Below are 21,297 nucleotides of genomic sequence, written 5' to 3'. Positions count from 1 at the left end.
GACTTACATCCTTTTTTTCATATTCGCTTACTGGACTTTCTCTTTCCGTTAACTCCTTAAGACTATTGTACAATTTTATTTGATTCCTTTTTACCGTAATCAGACCCAAAAAAATAATAGATAAAACTACCCATAATTCGTGCCGTTTGCCTCGCTTGTTGCGAAAATACTTGACTTTTTTGAATTCTTCAATTATCCTAGAAAGCATGATTTTTTTGAAATTGAAAAAAGTGAGCTTTTCTTAATTTTACCGGAAAAAGTTCACTTTTCTTTTAAAGATTCCCCCGGACTTTGAAAACCCCCTGCTTCCGAAGGGGAAAACGGTAGCGACATTATCGCCAAGGCAAATCAAGGGAATGGTGGGACTGTGAACATTACCGCCACTGGCGTCTTTGGCATTGAGGAACAGCCAGCTATTGATGGAAACCGCACAAACGACATTGATGTTAGTTCTCAGTTTGGCAATCCTGGTGAAGTCACACTTAATGTATCCCTTGACCCCAGTCGCGGACTGACTCAACTCCCCAGCACATTAGTTGACCCTTCAGGACAAATTAACCGAACCTGTGCAGCTAGTAATCGTCAGAGTCAATTTACTGTCACTGGACGAGGTGGTTTACCTGAAAACCCAATAGATGTATTGAGTTCTAATTTGGTACAAGATGATTTTGGCACGGTGATAGCCAGGGAAGAAGATGAGGAAATAGAAGGACAAGTAGAGGAAAATAATTCTCCTATTTCTCATCCTCCCAAGCAGATTATTGAAGCCCAAGGTTGGATTATTGATGCAGAAGGGAATGTGGTGTTGACGGCTTACGTCCCCAATGGAACACCTCATGGCGGTTGGCAAAATTCGGTCAATTGCCAGGTTTCGGAAACAGCGTCCCCATAAAAATAATTACTGATTATCCAGACGTTTAGCGATCAGGATATTTTCTCGCGTTATGTAAAACACGGAGAATATGTACCTGATTATTTTTAACTCGGTAGACGACAAAATAGGGTGTCTTTGAGATGACCAACTCCCTAGTCCCTTCAACGCGCCCGGTTCTTCCCATGTAAGGGAATTTTGCTAACTGCTCAACCGCTGCTTGAATTTTCACAACAGCACTTGTTGCAGCATCTTGGTCATCTTCGCAAATGTAAGCATGAAGCTGCTCAAGATTGCGTAGTGCTTTGCGTAACCATCTAACTTCCATGGGTCAACCGAGTAAAGACGGCGCTTACCTCTTGTTCACTAGCGAAATCCCCAGCATCGGCTTCAGTGATACCCTGCTGAATCTCTTGCAGTTGCCACTGATGCATTTCTAGGTAAGCATTGATTGCTTGATTTAGCACATAGGTCAAATTACGCTCCATACCAGCAGCAATGGCATCCAGTGCAGCTCTCTTATCTGGATCAAGTCGAAACGTTACATTTTCCTTGCTCATAAGACAGGTTCTTCGTTGAGGGTTGGTTAAAGTGCAGCCGTACTATTTAATTATGCACTGTATTGATTGCATTGCAAGAAGAATCATAACCATTCTAGAAGAGCCTGTACTCTGAATAATTATTTCAATCTGAATACGACTGACGTAAATAAGAAAGTACGGCTGCTATTTCTGGCGGAATGCCTGTAAATCGAATACCAAAATGATTTGGATTATCTACTGATTTTTCAACGACTTTCGCGTAAATGTCCCCCAGTCCTTTTGCCTTTTCTGTACCCATCACTAAATTAATCTTGAGATTACTCAACAATCCTAAAGGCCGTTGGGTGTGAATCTCAGCGCCATTCGCCGATAATTTTACGATTGTGCATTGACAGAATTCCTGTCCTAAATGCTTTCCCGTTAAAACTATATACTGTATTGTAAGTTTATTGCTCAACAAAACATACTCAGTTTCAGGTTTCGGCAAAATTAAATTAAAATCTCCGCCAATTCCACCAATCCCATAAACCGTAATCGGTTCGGCAAATCCTTTGGGGTGAACGTGCAATTCCCCATCCACCCTGAGCATTGAACCCATCTGTTTCAACAACTCCTGAGAAATTAAAACTTGTCCACCAACGGTATAGGATTCAATCCGAGACGCCAAGTTAACCGGACTCCCCATTACCGTATATTTTGCCCGTTTTTGTGAGCCAATATTCCCCGCTAATACTTCTCCCCCATGAATACCAATTCCCATTTCTAAGGCTGGCAAATTCAGGGTTTCATTGTACTGATTAACATCTGTCATCGCCAACTGCATCGCAATCCCACAAGCGATCGCGCGTTGGCAATCGTCCTCTCACTCAATCGGCGCACCAAATATGATCAGCATCCCATCACCCATGAAATCATTAATCACACCCTGATACTGATCAACCACATCAGTCATCACTTCCAAGTAATGGTTAATCACCCTCACCCCCATCTCCGGTGACACTCGCTCAGAAATTGCCGAAAATCCCCTTAAATCGGAAAATAGAACCGTAACCTGACGGTTTTCTCCACCCAACTGCAATCCTTGAGGCGTCTCCAGCAAATTCGCCACCACCGCATCAGCGATATAGCGACCAAATATGCGGCGCATTTGACCCGCACCGTAAGCCACATACCCAATAATCGCGATCGCAGACCCAGTTAATCCCAGAATCGGCGGTACCACAGGAATCCACCATCCCTGCAAAAATGCCCAGTAACAGCCACCAACCAAGCTACCGCCCACTAAAATCAGACTCACAACCTTAAACGTCACACCCCCCTGATAGCGCTGTCCCCAGGTCAATATCGCCCCAATTACCGTCCAAGCGACAATCCACAACAGTTCCCAAGGTTCAGACCAAACCTGAATCAGCGGACGCCCTTCTAACGCCGCACTCACTATCTGACTCACGACATCGGCATGAATTTCTACCCCTGATGCTTGATTCACCAATCCCCGACTATAGGGTGTGAAAAAGTTATCCGCTACACTCTCACCCGTGATTCCTATTAAGATGACGCGATCGCGTCCCCAATCCTTTGGTATTTTTCCCTCTAGGACATCCGTGAACGAAATCGACTGAAACCCTTGCCTGAGATTGCGGAAATTAGAGATGATCTGAAATCCACCCGCATCGGTGCGGACGTAGCCCCCATCATGCTGATTAAAACGGGTAAAAATAGCTTGACCCAACCGATACTGAGTTCCTTCATCATCTATTGGCTCAAGCGTAATCCCTTCCGCCTCTAAATAGGTCAACGCTAACATCGTACTAAAACTAGGGATAACGTCGGACAAAATTAAAGTTAACGGTTGAGATGAGGGAATGGGGAACACCTCGGACTTCGGCGTGAGCGCTCAGTCGAACGCTTCGCTCGGTGTGTCATGGGGAATGGGGAATAGGGAATAGGCAACACCTCGACTTACCTCGGCTTCGCTCGGTAACACGGCTTCGCTCGGTAACACGGCTTCGCTCGGTAACACGGCTTCGCTCGGTAACACGGCTTCGCTCGGTAACACGGCTTCGCTCGGTAACACGCTCGGTGTGTCACAGGCAACAGATAAATGTCCTTTCCGTACCCCGTAGTGCTATAAATGTAGGACTTAAGCACACACGCCATTGATTATGGTAGGGCACGATATTATCGTGCCCCTACAGGTAGCTTAAATAAAACTGATGCCAATAAGCCAACACGAAACCCAAATCCCTCTACACCTGTGGACAGTTGAAGACTATCACCGGATGGCAGAAGTGGGTATTTTATCACCTGATCAACCCGTAGAGTTAATAGCCGGACAGATTATCCGAAAAATGAGTCCCCAAGGAACGCCCCATGCGACAGCCATTACCCTAACCCGATTGCTGTTAGAAGATAACTTAAGACAACAAGTGTTAGTCAGGACGCAACTTCCCGTAACATTAAGCGATCGCTCAGAACCTGAACCCGATGTGGCGGTGGTTATGCCCGATGTCTTACGCTACCTGGATCATCATCCTCACCCCTCAGAAATTTATCTGATTATTGAAGTTGCCGATAGAACACTCAATACAGACTGTGGTATCAAGGCAAAGGATTATGCCAACTCTGAAATTCAAGAGTATTGGGTACTAAACCTCAAGCGACGTCAACTGCACGTTTTTCGAGAACCAACTCCGCAAGGGTATCAGCAAGAGATAATCCTGGCGGAAAATGATCGGATTTCTCCATTACAGTTTCCGAATTTGAGCATCGAAGTAACGCAGATGTTGCCACCCAGGTAGGGGTTTGGAAACCAAACCCCGGTTTCCAAACCCTTGGTAGGTGAGGATGTCAAGAATAGGGTTAAACTAGGAAAACTGGCAGCCACTAGACTCTGCTAGCCGTTCATCCTACTCACACCCAACCTTTGTCCACGACGCGCGATCGCATTATGCCCACATTCTTATTGGAAGTCGGTACAGAAGAATTACCTGCAAATTTCGTCGAGAGTGCGATTCAACAATGGCAGTCGCGCCTGTCAAAAAGTCTTGATGAACACCTGCTGACTCCTGAGAGTATCCAGGTGTACGGCACACCTCGCCGTCTAGCCGTACTAATTCAGGGATTACCTCGCCAACAACCTGATCGCGAAGAAGAAGTTAAAGGTCCTCCAGTCAAAGCCGCCTTTAAACAGGGGAAACCCACCAAAGCCGCTGAAGGGTTTGCCCGCAAACAGGGCGTTAGCCTCGATGATCTGGAAATCAGAGACACACAGAAAGGGGAATTTGTCTTTGTTGTCAAGAAAATCATCGGTCGTTCGGCGATTGAAATTCTCCCCGAAGTCATCCCCCAATGGATTTTTGGCTTACAAGGAAAGCGGTTTATGTGTTGGGGGGATGGAGACTTAAAGTTTTCTCGCCCAATTCGCTGGTTGGTGGCACTGCTGGATGATACCGTATTGCCGATTGAATTAGTCAATGGTTCAGAAACGATTAAGAGCGATCGCACATCCCGTGGACACCGTATTTTACACCCAGACTCGGTAACCCTTACCCAGGCTGAGGACTATGTAAAATCCCTAGAATCAGCCTTTGTGATCGTAGAACGCGATCGCCGCAAACAAATCATCCAAGACCAAGTTCAGCCAGCCGCACAAAAACTCAACGGTCATACCCTACTCTATGAGGAATTATGGGATGAAGTCACTGACTTAGTAGAGTATCCCACCGCCATTGTCGGTCAATTTGATGCCGAATACTTAATCTTACCGCCAGAGGTGGTGAAAACGGTAATGGTTACGCATCAGCGCTATTTCCCCGTATTCAAGGATGAAACAGCGACCGAATTACTGCCTCATTTTATTACCCTATCCAATGGTGATCCGGCAAAATCTGAGATTATCGCCGCCGGAAATGAACGAGTGATTCGCGCCCGTTTAGCGGATGGCGAGTATTTCTATAAAACTGACTTAGCCTTACCCCTAGAGAGTTATTTACCCAAGTTAGAAACCGTCACCTTCCAAGACGAATTAGGTTCCATGCGTCAGAAAGTCGGGCGCATCGAAAAAATAGCGTCACGGATTGCGGAGCAATTGGCAGTATCACAAACCCAATGGGATGATATTATTCGCGCCGCCGCCCTTTGTAAAGCGGATCTCGTCACCCAAATGGTCTATGAGTTTCCTGAATTACAGGGTGTCATGGGGCAAAAGTATGCTCTAGCCAGTGGTGAATCTGAGGCGGTAGCTACGGCGATTTTTGAGCATTATTTACCCAGAGGTGCTGGGGACAAGTTACCAGAAACGTTACTCGGTCAAGTAGTCGGATTGGCTGATCGCTTGGATACATTGGTAAGTATCTTTAGCTTAGGCATGATTCCCACTGGTTCCTCTGACCCCTTTGCTTTGCGCCGTGCCGCAAATGCGGTAGTTAATATTACCTGGGAGGGGAATTTAGGGATTAATTTAGATCAGCTATTGCAAGATATTTCTGCTGATTTTGTCGCCACCTATTCCGAGAAATCATCGCCCGTTGAAGCCTTGCAAGAGTTTTTAATTCAACGGATTCGCACCTTGCTGCAAGACGAACAGAGGATTGATTATGACTTAGTGAATGCGGTTTTGGGTGAGAATGATCGCGAGTATACCCAACGGGCATTAAAAGACTTGTTAGATGTTCGCGATCGCGCCTTGTTCTTGCAAGGGATTCGGAAGAACGGCAAACTCGATGAAATCTACGAAACCGTGAACCGTTCGGCACGGTTATCGATGCAAGGAGACTTAGATTTCCAACAATTAGATCCCAAGGCGGTTGTACGTCCCGATTTGTTTGAAAAATCTAGTGAACCTGCCTTTTATCAGGCATTAGTTGAATTAGTTCCCCGTACCCAAGCGGCACAACAAGAGCGGAATTATCAGCAAATTGTTGATGCATTAGCAGAAGTTACGCCAATTGTGAGTACCTTCTTTGATGATAAGGAAGCCGGGGTCATGGTGATGGACGAAAATCCAGAGATTCGCCGCAATCGGTTGAACCTATTGGGGTTACTGCGAAACCACGCACGGGTATTAGCAGAATTTGGCGCGATCGTCAAGTAGAGACGCATTGTGTAGAGACGCGCCATGGCGCGTCTCTACAACCCAATCGGGTCAGAAAATTTAGGCAACCGTTAAATCAACTTCAAAGGTGATATCATCATGATCCATATCACCGCCACCAAACCAATCTTCAAAACCAAACTTGTTCTCACCCAGTAGACTGACGTGATCTTTCCCATCAGGATTAGCACCTAAATAGGCAAAGTAGGCAGTGGGATCGGCATAACCAAGGCGCTGATTATTTGGATTGGTTTCCAGCCATTCTTCTGTTGTACCATTAGCGATAATGTAAGGCGCTAAAATGGTTCCTGCCTGGAATTCTGCTTCAAATATCCCCGTATTTCGGTTCATGTCGCCAACCACTTGTTGAGCTAAAGCCGCTTCAGCATACCCTGCCTCATCTGGACTAATCAGTTCACCCGTTACTTTATCTTTCACATCTCCTTGCTCATTTTCAACAGCGTAAAACCCAACAGAATTGTTAAAACCAGCATCACTCTCAATATTGAAAAACTTCGCGGATACCGAACTGGTTTGATCATCCAAGTTGATGAGTTCAGGCTCTCCTTCAGTGATTAGGATGGAGTCATTTTGGGCAGGTGTAGTATCCTGATTATTGCCATCAAAACTCAAGGGTTCGTCTACCTCAGCCGTTTGCTCGGCAACCGCTGCGACTAACTGGAGTTCATTATTGCTGACACTATTGCCGCCTGCTGTCGGAGTCAGTGTAGCACCTCCGGTCACCTCTGGATTGCCTGGTATCGGGGCGGTTTGTACGGCACCCCCATTATCGGTGAAGTCTCCCAATTGCGGGTCAAGCAGCTTGGCTTTAGCTGTGACTTTCGTATCGTTAGGATTGGGATCTTCTGACTGAAAGTTACCGCCCCCATCACGAAATACCTTACCAGTGTGATGGTAAATATTCCACTTGTTGCCACCATTGTTGGCTACGTTATCAGCAACTAGGGTCTTTTTTAGGGTAACATTGTTACCACCGCCCCAGAATCCTCCACCTTGCCATCCCGCATAATTATTGGCAACAGTGGTGCTAGTAATTTTCGTTTGGCTAGAACCGTTCCCTAAGAGAATTGCTCCTCCTAAACCGCTCTTGCCATTGGTTGACTTAGCTTCGTTGTCGTAGAATATACTGTTGTCAATGGTGACCGGGGATTTCTCTCCTGTCCACAAACCACCGCCTTGCACCAGTGCCCGATTGTTGGCAAAGGTGGTGTTACGCACTGTCAATTTACTATTCCCGTGGCGCACTCCACCGCCAAGAGCATCACCTTTGGCATCTTTGATCACCTGATTATCGATGATTGTGCTATCTTCAATAATCACTTCGTCGCCCGGATAGGCGTATAAAAACAGTCCGCCTCCTTGCCCTGCGCCTTTATTACCCTCAAACCGACTGTTACTAATCTCAATTTTGCCCTTGGTACTGCTATTAGTAGTTGCTGAAGCACCATCGGTATAAATTGCACCACCATAGCCCTTTGTATGGGGTCCGAATTTACCGCCGGGAGTGGAGTCATTATCGGTGAAGGTGGAGTTTTCCACGGTTAACCCCCCCAAAACGGTGTTAATCGCCCCACCATTGATTCCCGTATTATCCGTAAACTCACTATCCTTGACGGTGAGAGAGCTTTCACTACCAACTGCAATTGCACCACCCCCTCGCTCACTCTTACCCGTTTGACTATTTCCCGATGTACGGTTATTCTCAAACTCAGAGTTAATCACAGTCGTGTTGCTGCGCCAACCGGCAAAGATGGCACCGCCGCCTTCACCGTTAGCGTAATTATTCCGAAACTCACTATTTTCTACTGTGAGTGTGGTGTAACTGTCTGTACGAATTGCAGCTCCCGCGCCATCTGCACCCTTCTTATTGGTTTTGCCGTTAACCAAATTCAAATTTCGCAGGGTAAACTCGGTGGAATTATAGCCAGCGTCTCGCTTGATATCAAAGATGCGGTGAGCGTTATTCCCACTAATCTTTAAACCTTGAGCCTTAGACCCATCAATCGTTAGGTCTTTATCAATTTCGAGTTGACCACTGGTCAGCTTAATGGTCTTATTTTTCAGACCAGAGGCAAATTTAATTGTATCTCCTGACTGGGCTTGCGCGATCGCATCTCTTAAGGAACCTTGTCCGCTGTCTTTCCGGTTTTGAACGGTGAACACTTGTGACATTGTTTGCTCTCCAATACTATTTGACTAAAGTGCTACTTTGGAGCATTTTTTTTTTGCGAAATGGTTAGCAAACCCCTGATTCAGTAATCGTTGAATTTGCTGTATGTTTTTTTTTCTGACAGCATGGTTTCAACGTAACATCGTGCTGTCTATTTGAATAGATTGTCCTCACGATGTTCTATACCTTGTTCCATTAATAGAGCCTTATTAGTGAATTAGGCAATCGAATTAACAATACTTAACGTTTACTTTGATTTTGTTTTATCCATAAAATAATACTATTTGTTTTGGGGTTCATAAGATACAAAAAAAATATCAATGTTTGGTATCTGGATTATTTTCTCTAATAACAAGAGATCAACGCTCCAGGTAAACATTACAATATTTTGCCGATAAAAAATAGAATAATTATTTCAGGGTAACCTAATTTAATTTATTTTGCGACTAAATACAATCTTTACAAGTCGTCCAGCTCCAAAGTTCCTCGTATTTGTTGTTGGAATAATTGCTGTTGTAGCGATGGCGGCTGTTGCAACATTTGTCGAATTTCTTGTTCGGCTTTCTGTTGCAAGTTTTCAGTCTGAGCCGATTCTAATTGTAAAAATAAATACAAAAGGGGCTGTTCTCGCTGGAGGCGTTGTTGAAATCGTCGGAGTTGTGCCGGATTGGTGAGTTGATCGATACTGGAGGGAAGTTGTTGCTCGGATAAGGGTTGCGCCTTCGTGGGTAGCGTCCAACTCAGTAGGGTTAAACTAATTGCGGCTGCCAGACGTTTAAGAGAAATGTTTGTAGTAAGCGCTAAAGCGCTTCTGGCACGCTTCGTGCCTACTACGAACCCAGATTAAGTCAGCGACACTCATTTTAAGAGTCATGATGCAAAACCTTGTTTGATGTCAACGAAAATTATTCGATGACCTTCGACATTATACATGTAGAGAGGTTCCAAGGGAACGTCCTTAAACTCTGCCATGGTCACGATATCCCGTAATTCCCGATTCATGACGGCGGATGTCTCTTTCAATCTCGCACTTCACCCAGAATCAGACAGCTATCTTCTGGTAGAATTGTTAGTCCCTGGACTGTAGAGACGTTGCATGAGGAGTCTCTACATGGTAATTAGAATTAAACGAACAAACCATCATCAGGTTATGCCCAACGCTCACATCATTGGTCTGGGACGCTCCGGAATAGCCGCCGCACGACTCCTGAAACAGGATGGGTGGACGGTAACCGTCAGTGATAGCAAAACCTCTGATTCTCTGCAACAGCAACAACAAGTCCTTAATGTTCAGGGAATTACGGTTAAACTGGGGTATTCTCTTACCCTTGGCGATGGGGATTTACCTGAACTGATTGTGGTGAGTCCTGGTGTTCCTTGGGATATTCCGGTTTTAATTGAAGCCAGGAATCGCGGGATTGATACAATTGGTGAGATGGAACTGGCTTGGCGTTATCTCAAGTCTTCTCCTTGGGTGGGGATTACGGGGACGAATGGTAAAACCACGACAACGGCGCTGATTGCAGCTATTTTTCAAGCGGCGGGTTTCCATGCGCCTGCCTGCGGTAATATCGGCTATGCGGCGTGTGAACTGGCTTTGGCACAGCCCTTAGAGACCTTCCATGGACGGTCTCTACATGAGAAACTACCCCAATCCAAAATTGACTGGGTTATTGCAGAAATTAGTAGTTATCAAATTGAGTCGTCACGGGATTTAGGTCCAACAATTGGGGTGTGGACAACGTTTACGCCGGATCACTTGAACCGCCACAAGACGCTGGAAAATTACTACACTATTAAAGCCAAGCTGCTGTCGCGATCGCACTATCAAGTCTTTAACGGTGATGATCCCTATTTGCGTCAGTTGGGGACAACTCATTGGTCAAAGGCGTACTGGACAAGTGTAAAGGGTCGTGACGCGACGCCTCGTCCTTGGGTATATATTGAAAATGGCTGGGTGATGGTGGAATCGGAACCAATTGTTCCTGTGGATTCCTTGCGGATGGTGGGCTATCACAATCAGCAGAATTTACTCATGGCAGTCGCCGCCGCGCGGTTAGCTGGGATTGAGAAACAGGCAATTGTTGAGGCTATTACCAATTTTCCTGGTGTTCCTCATCGCCTCGAACATATTATCACCTGGCAGGGCATTGACTTTATTAATGATAGTAAAGCCACTAATTATGATGCGGCGCAAGTGGGATTAGCGGCTGTTGACAGTCCGGCTATTTTAATTGCTGGGGGTGAAGCCAAAGCGGGAGATGATACCCACTGGTTGAACACAATCCAAGTGAAAGCGGCGGCTGTTTTACTGATTGGTGAAGCCGCACCAGCATTTGCTCAACGCTTGCAGGAGGTGGGTTATTATCGTTATGAAATTGTGGAAACCATGGCGCGAGCGGTTCCTAGAGCTGCCGAATTAGCCAAACAGGATCATGCGTGTGTGGTTTTACTGTCACCGGCTTGTGCGAGTTTTGACCAGTATCAAAGTTTTGAACATCGAGGTGATGATTTCCGTCAGCTCTGTTGGCAAAATTTTAGTCCTTAGTCAGGGTGTATGTCAACTTTGTTAAAAGTTATAATTTTAACCAATCCGGCAGGTTTCCACCCAGGACGAATGACGAATAACAAATGAAAAAAGTATTTTTTTTACTCGGTGAACTAAATGACGATGATATGGATTGGATGATCGCTGTGGGACACCGAAAGGAAGTTACCGCAGGAACCATCCTAATTGAGGAAGGTCAACCCATCGATACTCTGCTGATTCTGCTAGAGGGAACCTTATCGGTATCAGTTTCAGCATTGCAAGGCAAGACAATCGCTCGATTAACCAGTGGTGCGGTTGTCGGGGAAATGTCTTTTGCGGATACTCGTCCTCCCTCGGCTACGGTTCAGGCGGTGGAAACCTCTCTGATTTTATCCATTCCGCGTCATCATCTCCTGGAAAAACTGCAAAAAGACCAAGGATTTGCCTCACGCTTCTATCGTGCGATCGCGATTTTTCTGTCTACTCGATTACGGGGTACGGTGCGATATCTGGGTTATGCCAAAACCGATTGGCTTAAGGACGAGAATGAGACTGAAGAGTTATCCCAAGAAGTCGTTGATAATGTACCCCTTGCCCAAGCCCGATTCGATTGGCTCCTGAGGCGTTTGCGGAATAATGACCATGCGGTGCTTCCAGATTAATGGGGGCTCCAGGTGTGGAGGTGCACTTAAGTTGGGTCAGAAATACAGTCCTACTGGTCGGGTTGTAGAAACCCAGACCTAAACGTTGTAGGTCTGGGTAGTTCATATACATATTTGCGGTAAATCCCTCCCCATTTAGCCTTTATTTCTGTTGGCTGGAATTCTCTGGCGTATTAACCTTGGGTACAATGTCAGGACGATCTTTATTTTCCCAACCGGCTGGACGCTTGGAGTTATACCAGGCGATAGAGCCAAGGACAACAGCGGCGATAAAGCCGATCACATAGACCAATGTAAACGAGAATGGAAATTTAGAAGCTTGAGCCGCTCCTGCTTCCATCAATAAATTCAAATACATAGATTCACTCCTTATCCTATTTTGGCTATCCTATCAAAACTTTCCGGAGAATCTATCACCCCTGAGACCGAATTGCGGTGACCAAGATGTTGGGGAAGCTGGGGGAGATGGGGGAGATACAGAAGATGGGGGAGATACGGAAGATTAGGGAGATGGGGGAGCTGGGGAAGATGGGGGAGCCATGTAGAGACGTAGCATGCTACGTCTGGGAGATGAGGGCGAGTTTTGAACCAACGTTATCGTCAATAGTGAAACGAAAGTCCCTAAACCCGCCCCTACCAATCAGGTTCCCTCGAAGGTCGTTAAGGGTCAACACTCAACACTTTACTCTTCAGACGCGGGAGGAGCAGTGATGGGTGCAGGTGCTGGCGCAGCCGGAGCGGGTGCAGGTGCCGCTTTGCGCGAGGCTGGAGGCGCTGGGGGCGGTGCTACTGGTGCTGGGACAGTATTGCGGACAGGGGGAGCCGAAACTGCCGCTGGTTGAGCTGGAGCTGGGGCTGGCGGAGCAGGTTTGGGTGCAGGTGCTGACCGTCTCGGTGGTGGGTTGCTGGGCGCTGTGTTGCGAACCGGGGCTTGGCGACGGGAGGAACGGGCGGGTGCAGGTTGGCTCCTAGTACGACTGCGACTACTACTACTACCACTGCTTCTGCTGCTGCTTGAACGTCGTGGGGAATAACTACGACTGGTGGAACCAGAGGTTGATCGGCTGTTGTAAGTCGAAGTACTGCGGCTTCTCCGTCTGCTTCTAGAGCTAGTCTGGTTTGTTGTATTGGATTTCTTGGTATAGGTTTTTTTCGGCTTGATCGGCTTGGCTTCAATCGTCCCTTCCCTACCCTCTAATTTATCAGGTCGATCTGGAAAGTCTTCCGCCCTCATATTTTCGACGGCTTCTTCCATGAACTCATGCCAAGTGATGGCGGCGGTGCTACTGGCTCCCCAAGTGGGTTTATTATCATCATTACCCAGCCAAACGCCAGTCACTAATTGGGGAATGTAGCCGATAAACCAGAGGTCACGGGCTTCGTCTGACGTACCTGTTTTGCCCGCCACGGCGCGATCGCGTAACTGAGCGTTCCCTCCTGTTCCGGAGGTTACCACCTTGCGGAGCATCCAGGTCATAATCGCGGCGGTGTCTTCGTCAATGGCTCGCTCGCGTTGGATCTGTTCTCGATAAATCACCTTACCCTGTCGATCCAGAATGCGGCGAATCCCATGGGGGTGGACTTGTATGCCTTGAGTGGCTAAAGTGCCATAAGCACTGGTCAACTCCAGTAAATTCACTTCTGACGCTCCTAATGCCAAGGAATAGGTTTTGTTCAGGGTTGATTCAATCCCCATTTTCTCGGCAATTTCCACCACCGGGTCCCAACCCACCTTGATTAAGGTTTTCACTGCCACAATGTTCACCGAATGGGTGAGAGCATCCCGAATCGAAGTCCAACCGCGAAACGTTTCACTATAGTTCTTGGGTTCATAACCATCAACGACAAAGGGGGCATCCTCATAACTTTGATAGGGAGAGAAACCTGCCGCGATCGCGGTTGTGTAAACAAATGTTTTAAATGTCGAACCCGGTTGGCGTTGTGCCTGCGTCACCCGGTTAAATTGCTGATCAAAGAAATCCTTACCCCCCACCATGGCTTTGATTTGACCATTACGCGGATCAATTGCTACTAATGCGGCTTGTTCAAACCGTTGGTATTTGCCATAGGTTTCTATTGTCTCTGCCACCGCCACTTCTGCTGCCCTTTGCCACTGAGGATTGAGAGTTGTTTCCACAATCAATCCCTTTTTACCTAAAACATCGGGGGGAACGTATTTCGGCAGTTCTTGTTGAATATATTCAGTAAAATAAGACGCCTGTCGGTCTAAACGCTTGGGGTTGCTGCGCTTTGTCCTTAAGGGAGTCGCGATCGCGGCGTCTGCTTCTCCCTCGGTAATATACCCATTTTTCTGCATCCGGCGCAGCACCACATTCCGCCGCTCTTGGGCGATTTTTTTGTTAATAAAGGGAGAATACTCGCTCGGTGCGGGTGGCAAGGCTGCCAAGGTTGCCATTTCCGCTAAGGTCAATTCGGTAACGGGTTTACTAAAGTACACCCAAGCCGCATCCGCGACGCCATACGCCCCAGAACCCAAATACACCAGATTCAAATAGCGCTCCAAGATTTGATCTTTCTCCAAATCCTGCTCAATTTTTTGCGCCATCCGAATTTCTTTGAGCTTGCGACCTAGGGTTTGTTGCTGATCAAAATAGACAATCCGCGCCAATTGCTGGGTAATCGTACTGCCGCCTTCCACCACATCTCTGGCTAACAGATTCGAGAATGCCGCCCGGACAATCCCTTGGTAATCCAGTCCACTATGATTTTCAAAGCGTTGATCTTCTATCGAAATAAACGCTTGTTTTAGCCTGTCCGGAATTTCCCATATTTTTAGATTATCGTGAGTCGCTGGTCCAATTTGCTGGAGAATCGTACCATCGGCTGCTTTTACGGTAATCGTCTCATCCCGGATATAGCTCAGCACATCCTCCGTAGACTCCGGTAAAGTTTCTTCCAGGGCTTGCCAACCCAAACCGAAGGCGATCGCACCGCCACTGATCCCCACCATTCCTATCCCCACCCAAAACTTACGCCGACGATAGATAGGAGGGGGTCCGACCAATGACTTAACCAGGGTACTCTGAATTCCCTTAATCCCATTCATCGTCACCGTTGCACCCCGTCGGCATCGTCTTACCAGATCCAACCGTGGTGACGGTTTTGGCTGGGAGTCGGGTTGAATCTGATCCTCTGAGGCAGACTGGGTTGGTTGTTCCGTTACCGCCTCCGAATTCAACTGACTTGATGGATCTTCGTGCTTTGGGATAGAATTTGACACTTGAACTCCTCAATTAAACCACAAGCCGCCATGACCTTTTGCTTATTTTAGGGCTTGGGATCAAAATTTGCCGGATAGATGAAACCAAGCTTCCTTCTCAGTAAAATCCCGATGCGTGAGACTTGGCAATCTAGCGTCATCCTAGCATCGGTTTCGTTGGCGTTGAGGTGTATCCGGGGTTCAATCGATTTTGTTTGTCAATGATTATCATTTTTTCTTTTTAAGCGGTTTAAGTCAATCCAGCGCTCAAATTGTATCTCAACTCTTGAAAAAATCCTACCGTACCGAGGGATACTGGGATTGAGGCAAGTTCGGACACCATGAGGCGATCGCCAGCACCTGAACCCGTTCAAGCCTGGATAGCTCAACCTCCGGCTTGGCTGGATGTTCAACCCATCGAGAATCAACCTGATGTTGGGCTAATTGACTTAGATTTAGGAGAGCAAGAAGCGATTCGTTTCGGGCTTCGCCGATCTTGATTGAAATGTTGCGCTGGCGATATCAGGCAACTGAGTAGAAAACAAAGATTGATGGGCAAAATAATCAGCGATCGCGCCATTTTTCTGGTATATTTTTTATCATGGGAAAATGTGTCCACCTATAGACTCTATACTCGTCACTTCAAATTCTGTTTATGTCAACGTCTCACTCGGATAAAAAAAAGTCAGTTAAACCTAGGCAACAATCCGATCCTCAATTGCAAGCGATCGCTTACAGCTTAGATAGTCTCGTTCCAGGATTTTATCTTTGGCTAGGTGATCTGAAAATTAGGTTAGGTGGGAGTGAACCAGAAGAAACCTATCCTGGAATTATTCATAGTTGGTGGGGTATAGCACTTGTTCTACCTGGGTATCGGATCTATAGTACCTATCAAGGTAGCTATGACCCTTGATCAGCATGATCTGGATGGCATTGCCAAAATCACGGTTAAAATTCTGCTAACTCCTGAATTTGAAGCGCTTTTAATTGCTGCCGGATATAGTAAGGTGGGTACGGCTCCAGCTAAAGGGAATCGGATTAAAGTTTGGTGGGTTCACACAAGTTTCAGGCGAATAGAAGCAATTTATAGTCCAGATGGGGCAGTTGCTATTACGGCTTATCATGTCTCTTGATCGGCGATCGCACTCAACCAAACCCTAACGCGATCGCGCTGGTGTTTATCCTCAATTCTCGGACAGGCGATCGCACTTTATTTTTACCCATTTATACGACAGAGGCTTGACTTTGGCGATTTTTTTAGGTACTATTTCATTATGGGAAAATGTGTCCGCCTATAGACTCTTTGCTCATCATTTCAAAAACACAGATTACACGGATTGAGTGACACTAAAAAGAAGATTCAATAGTGAAGGACACAGATTGACACAGAGGACTTAATAATTTCCCGACAATTCTTACATCTTCTGGCTATTGAGGACTAACGCCTCCGTGTAATCAGTGCGATTAATCTTTTACCCCCACCGCTATCGTTTCTATAAATCAGTGAAATCAGTGTTACGATCGCACGATTGATCAATGTACCGGGTGGGAAGGGGTTGAGCCTGGTTATCCGATGGGGTGCAGCCAAAGCGCGATCGCATAAATTTATTTGTCCCGTAGGGTGCGTTAGGCGCTGGCTTGGGTTAATGTTAAAAAATTGAGGATTTTATCGCCGTAACGCACCGTTTTCGGTTAGGGTGGTGCGTTACACTTGCGTTAACACACCCTACAGCGATCGCACTCAGATTGATGATACGATCAATACAATATTCTCGTTACCCCAGACGGAAAAATGCCTCTTCAATCCATAAGTACAGAACATATCGCCATTGATCCTGGCTATTGTTTCGGTAAACCCCGCATTGCGGGTACAAGAATGCCAGTGGCGACGATTGCTAAACTGTATAAGGAACCTATAAACGTTATTTTCAACGCCAGTTAGCTCAGATGATTATCAATCGAAATCAAGTGAAATTGTTAATCGTTGATCCAGAAATTGAGGTGATTGTGGAATGGATAGATTAAAGCATTATCGGCAAATTATCCAAGATATTTTAACAGAATATCATCAACTCAATGAAAAATCAGGTTCGACAACTGAAAGTGCTTTAGCCTTTGATCAGGTACACGATCATTACCTTTTGCTGTTGATGGGATGGCACAAGGATGAGCGGATTAAAAGTGTGATGATTCATATCCGTTTAAAAGATAACAAAATTTGGATTGAGGAAGATTGGACAGAGGATGGAGTGGCGACAGAGTTATTGCACAAAGGGATTGCACGAGAGGAGATTGTTTTAGCGTTTCATCCACCTCATGTTAGACAATATACTGAATTTGCATTAGCGTAGCTTAATCGTTGGTATCGTCTAAGGATTAACTTGTAAGGAAAGCGGGTGCGATCGCAGGATTTCCCGGATGGTTAATCATCCTATCCGGTGAAAGGAATGGAACGAAGATAAAGGATTTGGGGATAATATTGTAGGGGCGCACGTCAGACAAAGGCAAAGGGCGCACGTCGGTGCGCCCCTACGGTTTCTCCCCTTGTGGAATATGTAATGCTCATCTATTTGACTTCGGGGTGCTACGCGACTACTAGATTGGCGATTCCACTTGCTCTTCTGTGGATTCATGTTTGCCGTTTTTCTCTGATTCTTGGGTAAATTCTTGAAATAATTCAAAAAATTTATTCAAAGCGGTTCTTTCATCTTCCGAATAAAATAGTATTATATTATCCCAGGATTGTCCTGTACTAATGTTAAATTTTTTCTTAATCCAATTTGGGAATTCGACAAATTCTTGCTCGTGTTTGGTTGGGGGAATTCCTAATTGACGGCGGGCTAGGTTATAACCTGATAAACAAGAGCGCAGGTTGCTAATATGGGGCTTTCCTAGGTACATTGAAGGTCGTTTTTGAATTTTCTGGAGTAGATCATATAAGTCACTCATCTTTCACCTCTTGGTTTTGATTGTCACTTTATTTTAACTCAATTCCCATTAGGATTTAAAAGTCAGTCTCTGTAATTTGGAAATCGCCGCCAAAGTCTTTGATGGGACAGTAGAGGTTATTTAGCCAAGCTTTTCGGGAAATGCCCTGGTGATGAATATTATCAAAGATGAGTTCTTCTTCCCCTATTTTCACGGCAATTCCTTGATGTTGACCATTGGTTGCAATAGTCTGTTGGAGGATTTCATGATAGATATTCCCGTAAGGATCTTCTGCACTCCCTGTATATAATTTAATTTGTTTGCCAGGAATTCTTTGTTCAATGAGAAATTGCTTGATTGCCTCAGCGCACTGTTGGCATTGAAATATCTGGAAGCGACTGGCAATTTTGGTAATTTGTTGACGAAGTTCTTCTTTAGACAAGTCTGTGTCTGTAAAATTGATGATTACGGTAGTAGTCTAATCGATTTGGGCTTAAACTTTTTCGTTCCTTGGGCGATCCCACTCTTCCTCGTTAACCCAACCCTAACGCGATCGCACGATTGATCAATGTACTGGGTGGGAAGGGGTTGAGCCTGGTTATCCGATGGGGTGCAGCAAAGGCGTGATCGCATGAATTATTTATCCCGTAGGGTGCGTTAGGCGCTGGCTTGGGTTCATGTTAAAAAATTGGGGATTTTATCGCCGTAACGCACCGTTTTATGTTTGGATGGTGCGTTAACGAAGTGTAACGCACCCTACTAACCCAAACAGCGATCGCTAACGCCTCCGTGTAATTAGTGCGATTAATCTTTCACCCGCCACCGCTACCGTTTCTATAAATCAGTAACATCAGTGTTATGGATAGATTAAAGCATTATCGGCAAATCATCCAAGATATTTTAACAGAATATCATCAACTCAATGAAAAATCAGGTTCGACAACTGAAAGTGCTTTAGCTTTTGATCAGGTACACGATCAGTACCTTTTGCTGTTGATGGGATGGCACAAGGATGAGCGGATTAAGAGTGTGATGATTCATATTCGTTTAAAAGATAACAAAATTTGGATTGAGGAAGATTGGACAGAGGATGGAGTGGCGACAGATTTGTTACACAAAGGAATTACACGAGAGGAGATTGTTTTAGCGTTTCATCCACCTCATGTTAGACAATATACTGAATTTGCGTTAGCGTAGCTTAACCGTTGGTATCGTCTAAGGGTTGACTTGTAAGGAAAGTGGGTGCGATCGCGCTCTGTTTATCCTCAATTTTAGGATAGGCGATCGCACTTGTAATTTTTACCCTTTTATACGATAGAGGCTTGACTTTGGCTAATTTTTTAGGTACTATTTCATCATGGGAAAATATGTCCGCCTATAGACTCTATACTCGTCACTTCAAAAACACAGATTACACGGATTGAATGACACTAACGAGAAGACTCAATAGTGAAGAACACAGATTGACACAGAGGACTTAATAATTTCCCAACAATTCTTACATCGTCAGGCTATTGAGAACTAACACCTCTGTGAAATCAGTGCTACTAACCTATCACCCCCCACCGCTACCGTTTCTATAAATCAGTGTAATCAGTGTTACGATCGCACTTCTTTTTTTACCCATTTATACGATAAAGGCTTGACTTTGGCTAAATTTTTAGGTACTATTTCATCATGGAAAAATGTACCCACCTATAGGCTCTATACTCGTCACTTCCAAAACACAGATTACACGGATTGAATGACACTAACGAGAAGACACAAAGCGTGAAGAACACAGATTGACACAGAGGACTTAATAATTTCCCGACAATTCTTACATCGTCAGGCTATTGAGAACTAACACTCTGTGAAATCAGTGTGATTAACCTATCACCCTCACCCTTAACGTTTCTATAAATCAGCGAAATCAGTGTTACGCGATCGCACGATTGCTCAATGTACCCAGTGGAAAGGGGTTGAGCCTGGTTATCTAATGGGGTGCAGCAAAGGCGCGATCGCACTTATAATCACAGTGAATGAGTGCAGTTTAGTTTTGTGCTACGTTTGCCGCTTTCTTGCTAAACTTTGAGTAATCCCTATTGTGTATGGAATTATGGCTTCTGTCCAACAAGTAATGAAAGAAGCGTTATCACTGCCCAGCGCATTGAGAGCGAGATTGGCAGAGAAGCTGGTGGAAAGTCTTGAGTTTGATATAGACGAGACACTACAAACACGTTGGGTAACGGAAGCGAAGAAGCGTAGAGATGAAATCCACAGTGGTTTAGTCCAATCAATTCCTGGAGAGGAAGCATTAACTCAAGTGAGACGGCTTTTGGAGTCATGAAATATGTATTTCACCCAGCAGCGTTGACTGAGTATGGTGAAGCGGATGAGTCGCCATAACACTGATTACACTGATTTTTGTTGATGGTAGGGGTGGGTGGCAAAGGTTGGTAGCACTGATTTCACAGAGGAGTTAGGGGTGGGTGGCAAAGGTTAGTCATACTGATTTTTGGGATAGGTTGGGTTCGGGTTTGTTTCTGCTGTTTTATCACAGTTTTTGGGTCTTCGGGGGGTTTGTAATAAAGCTTTTTTTCCTTGTCTAGATATATTCTTCCTCCACGACTGCCATGGAGTGGCTAATTGATAATGCGTTTTACTTTGAGACTCGGTTCACCAAAGTTAATCAGTAAACCCAGGCGCAGTTTCGTGGCTTTGAGGTAATTCAGGGTTTGGGCTTCAAATTCCTTAACTAACATCCTTACCGCCTTGGTTTCCACGATGATCTGGTCAAAGCATAAAAAATCGGCATTGTAGGTTCGATTTAACCGCACCCCCTTATAAAAAATCGGTAAGGGACATTCCCGATGATTGGGAATATTGTGCTGTTGAAACTCAATCTCCAACGAATCCTGATACACCACCTCCAAAAACCCCGCCCCTAACTCCCGATGCACCTCCTGTGCCGCGCCAATTATTTGATAGGTCTTCTCCTCATACAAATAACCCATCCCCAACCTCCTTACTCAAACACAGATTACACCGATTTTCTTAGATTTTACCAGCAGCCTCACGATTAAATAACACAGATTGACACAGACGCCTAAACAGTCCCCACTCCAATTTAATCATCCTATGCCACCCACCACTAACCCCTCTGTGTAATCAGTGCTACTAACCTGTGCCACCCATCACTCACCCATAAAAAAATCAGCGCAATCAGTGTTTTAAACACAGATTACACAGAGAGGATAGCACTTTCGGGCAAGAGTG

The 21,297-nt window shown here is 45.5% G+C and carries 25 protein-coding genes and 2 pseudogenes; 13 read left to right on the top strand and 14 right to left on the bottom strand.

Annotated elements, in window-relative coordinates; genetic code table 11:
* Positions 1–208 (bottom strand): annotated as a pseudogene (locus RIG27_RS08905) (hypothetical protein); the annotation flags it as partial.
* 159 nt (positions 209–367) lie between these two features.
* Between RIG27_RS08905 and RIG27_RS08900 the strand changes: the two are divergent.
* Entirely contained in the window at positions 368–892 is a 525-nt protein-coding gene (locus RIG27_RS08900; protein ID WP_446344338.1) for a hypothetical protein, read from the top strand.
* A gap of 25 nt (positions 893–917) precedes the next feature.
* Here the strand turns inward: RIG27_RS08900 and RIG27_RS08895 are convergent, their stop codons facing one another.
* From RIG27_RS08895 to RIG27_RS08875, 5 genes and pseudogenes are all read right to left on the bottom strand, one after another.
* Positions 918–1,199, bottom strand: a complete 282-nt coding sequence (locus RIG27_RS08895; RefSeq protein WP_446344336.1) for a type II toxin-antitoxin system RelE/ParE family toxin — start codon at positions 1,197–1,199, stop codon at positions 918–920.
* Positions 1,189–1,431: a CopG family ribbon-helix-helix protein gene (locus tag RIG27_RS08890; protein WP_446344334.1), complete on the bottom strand. Its 243-nt coding sequence runs from the start codon at positions 1,429–1,431 to the stop codon at positions 1,189–1,191. The genes RIG27_RS08895 and RIG27_RS08890 overlap by 11 nt, the downstream gene beginning before the upstream one ends.
* A gap of 124 nt (positions 1,432–1,555) precedes the next feature.
* Complete coding sequence (locus RIG27_RS08885; protein WP_446344348.1) at positions 1,556–2,002, bottom strand: PilZ domain-containing protein; 447 nt, start codon at positions 2,000–2,002, stop codon at positions 1,556–1,558.
* Positions 1,976–3,289: pseudogene (locus RIG27_RS08880) on the bottom strand (CHASE2 domain-containing protein); the annotation flags it as partial. The pseudogene RIG27_RS08880 and the gene RIG27_RS08885, both read right to left, overlap by 27 nt.
* Before the next feature lie 21 nt (positions 3,290–3,310).
* Positions 3,311–3,490 carry a hypothetical protein gene (locus RIG27_RS08875; RefSeq protein ID WP_446344332.1) on the bottom strand — a complete coding sequence of 60 codons (180 nt, stop codon included), beginning with the start codon at positions 3,488–3,490 and terminating at the stop codon, positions 3,311–3,313.
* A gap of 139 nt (positions 3,491–3,629) precedes the next feature.
* Between RIG27_RS08875 and RIG27_RS08870 the strand changes: the two genes are divergently transcribed.
* Positions 3,630–4,214 (top strand): Uma2 family endonuclease, encoded by a 585-nt coding sequence (locus RIG27_RS08870; RefSeq protein ID WP_446344330.1) that lies wholly within the window; start codon positions 3,630–3,632, stop codon positions 4,212–4,214.
* A gap of 149 nt (positions 4,215–4,363) precedes the next feature.
* Positions 4,364–6,508, top strand: coding sequence for a glycine--tRNA ligase subunit beta (glyS, locus tag RIG27_RS08865; protein WP_446344328.1), 2,145 nt, complete (start codon positions 4,364–4,366; stop codon positions 6,506–6,508).
* Between the two features lie 60 nt (positions 6,509–6,568).
* On the opposite strand, the gene RIG27_RS08860 is transcribed toward glyS, so the two are convergent.
* Complete coding sequence (locus RIG27_RS08860) at positions 6,569–8,701, bottom strand: right-handed parallel beta-helix repeat-containing protein (RefSeq protein ID WP_446344326.1); 2,133 nt, start codon at positions 8,699–8,701, stop codon at positions 6,569–6,571.
* Positions 8,702–9,158: 457 nt separating this feature from the next.
* Positions 9,159–9,314 (bottom strand): hypothetical protein, encoded by a 156-nt coding sequence (locus RIG27_RS08855; RefSeq protein ID WP_446344324.1) that lies wholly within the window; start codon positions 9,312–9,314, stop codon positions 9,159–9,161.
* A gap of 535 nt (positions 9,315–9,849) precedes the next feature.
* Between RIG27_RS08855 and murD the strand changes: the two genes are divergently transcribed.
* Both murD and RIG27_RS08845 read left to right on the top strand, forming a co-directional pair.
* Positions 9,850–11,247, top strand: a complete 1,398-nt coding sequence (gene murD, locus RIG27_RS08850) for a UDP-N-acetylmuramoyl-L-alanine--D-glutamate ligase (RefSeq protein ID WP_446344346.1) — start codon at positions 9,850–9,852, stop codon at positions 11,245–11,247.
* An 83-nt stretch (positions 11,248–11,330) separates the two neighbouring features.
* A complete protein-coding gene (locus RIG27_RS08845; protein ID WP_446341325.1) occupies positions 11,331–11,891 on the top strand; it encodes a cyclic nucleotide-binding domain-containing protein in 561 nt (186 codons plus the stop codon).
* A 142-nt stretch (positions 11,892–12,033) separates the two neighbouring features.
* Here the strand turns inward: RIG27_RS08845 and psb35 are convergent, their stop codons facing one another.
* Both psb35 and RIG27_RS08835 read right to left on the bottom strand, forming a co-directional pair.
* Positions 12,034–12,243, bottom strand: a complete 210-nt coding sequence (gene psb35 / locus RIG27_RS08840) for a photosystem II assembly protein Psb35 (protein ID WP_446344344.1) — start codon at positions 12,241–12,243, stop codon at positions 12,034–12,036.
* 330 nt (positions 12,244–12,573) lie between these two features.
* Complete coding sequence (locus RIG27_RS08835; protein ID WP_446344342.1) at positions 12,574–14,958, bottom strand: transglycosylase domain-containing protein; 2,385 nt, start codon at positions 14,956–14,958, stop codon at positions 12,574–12,576.
* Between the two features lie 494 nt (positions 14,959–15,452).
* Here RIG27_RS08835 and RIG27_RS08830 point away from each other — a divergent pair, with 494 nt between their 5' ends.
* The 6 genes from RIG27_RS08830 to RIG27_RS08805 all read left to right on the top strand — a co-directional run bounded on the left by RIG27_RS08830 (position 15,453) and on the right by RIG27_RS08805 (position 17,462).
* Positions 15,453–15,611: a hypothetical protein gene (locus RIG27_RS08830; RefSeq protein WP_446344322.1), complete on the top strand. Its 159-nt coding sequence runs from the start codon at positions 15,453–15,455 to the stop codon at positions 15,609–15,611.
* Between the two features lie 155 nt (positions 15,612–15,766).
* The gene (locus RIG27_RS08825; protein ID WP_446341321.1) at positions 15,767–16,024 is read left to right on the top strand and encodes a hypothetical protein; all 258 of its coding nucleotides are present in this window, start codon (positions 15,767–15,769) and stop codon (positions 16,022–16,024) included.
* Positions 16,014–16,244, top strand: a complete 231-nt coding sequence (locus RIG27_RS08820) for a hypothetical protein (RefSeq protein ID WP_446341319.1) — start codon at positions 16,014–16,016, stop codon at positions 16,242–16,244. Before RIG27_RS08825 ends, RIG27_RS08820 begins: the two co-directional genes overlap by 11 nt.
* A gap of 659 nt (positions 16,245–16,903) precedes the next feature.
* Entirely contained in the window at positions 16,904–17,053 is a 150-nt protein-coding gene (locus tag RIG27_RS08815) for a DUF433 domain-containing protein (RefSeq protein ID WP_446344320.1), read from the top strand.
* A gap of 5 nt (positions 17,054–17,058) precedes the next feature.
* On the top strand, positions 17,059–17,136 hold the full coding sequence (locus tag RIG27_RS08810; RefSeq protein WP_446344340.1) for a hypothetical protein: 78 nt from the start codon (positions 17,059–17,061) through the stop codon (positions 17,134–17,136).
* Positions 17,124–17,462: an element excision factor XisI family protein gene (locus RIG27_RS08805; protein WP_446344318.1), complete on the top strand. Its 339-nt coding sequence runs from the start codon at positions 17,124–17,126 to the stop codon at positions 17,460–17,462. The genes RIG27_RS08810 and RIG27_RS08805 overlap by 13 nt, the downstream gene beginning before the upstream one ends.
* A gap of 244 nt (positions 17,463–17,706) precedes the next feature.
* Here RIG27_RS08805 and RIG27_RS08800 read toward each other — a convergent pair whose 3' ends face one another.
* From RIG27_RS08800 to RIG27_RS08790, 3 genes are read right to left on the bottom strand one after another with little or no spacing between them, the layout of a single operon-like run.
* Positions 17,707–18,060, bottom strand: a complete 354-nt coding sequence (locus tag RIG27_RS08800) for a hypothetical protein (protein ID WP_446344316.1) — start codon at positions 18,058–18,060, stop codon at positions 17,707–17,709.
* A gap of 55 nt (positions 18,061–18,115) precedes the next feature.
* On the bottom strand, positions 18,116–18,481 hold the full coding sequence (locus RIG27_RS08795; RefSeq protein ID WP_446344314.1) for a papain fold toxin domain-containing protein: 366 nt from the start codon (positions 18,479–18,481) through the stop codon (positions 18,116–18,118).
* A 23-nt stretch (positions 18,482–18,504) separates the two neighbouring features.
* Positions 18,505–18,672 carry a hypothetical protein gene (locus tag RIG27_RS08790; protein ID WP_446344312.1) on the bottom strand — a complete coding sequence of 56 codons (168 nt, stop codon included), beginning with the start codon at positions 18,670–18,672 and terminating at the stop codon, positions 18,505–18,507.
* Positions 18,673–18,897: 225 nt separating this feature from the next.
* Between RIG27_RS08790 and RIG27_RS08785 the strand changes: the two genes are divergently transcribed.
* Both RIG27_RS08785 and RIG27_RS08780 read left to right on the top strand, forming a co-directional pair.
* The gene (locus tag RIG27_RS08785) at positions 18,898–19,236 is read left to right on the top strand and encodes an element excision factor XisI family protein (protein WP_446344310.1); all 339 of its coding nucleotides are present in this window, start codon (positions 18,898–18,900) and stop codon (positions 19,234–19,236) included.
* 901 nt (positions 19,237–20,137) lie between these two features.
* The gene (locus RIG27_RS08780; protein WP_446344308.1) at positions 20,138–20,368 is read left to right on the top strand and encodes an addiction module protein; all 231 of its coding nucleotides are present in this window, start codon (positions 20,138–20,140) and stop codon (positions 20,366–20,368) included.
* Positions 20,369–20,663: 295 nt separating this feature from the next.
* Here RIG27_RS08780 and RIG27_RS08775 read toward each other — a convergent pair whose 3' ends face one another.
* Positions 20,664–21,035, bottom strand: a complete 372-nt coding sequence (locus RIG27_RS08775; protein WP_446344306.1) for a GxxExxY protein — start codon at positions 21,033–21,035, stop codon at positions 20,664–20,666.
* Positions 21,036–21,297 lie beyond the last annotated feature (262 nt).

This window comes from Coleofasciculus sp. F4-SAH-05, from assembly GCF_040222985.1.
Classification (GTDB): domain Bacteria; phylum Cyanobacteriota; class Cyanobacteriia; order Cyanobacteriales; family Coleofasciculaceae; genus Coleofasciculus; species Coleofasciculus chthonoplastes.
This window is presented reverse-complemented; position numbering and strand designations above follow the sequence as displayed.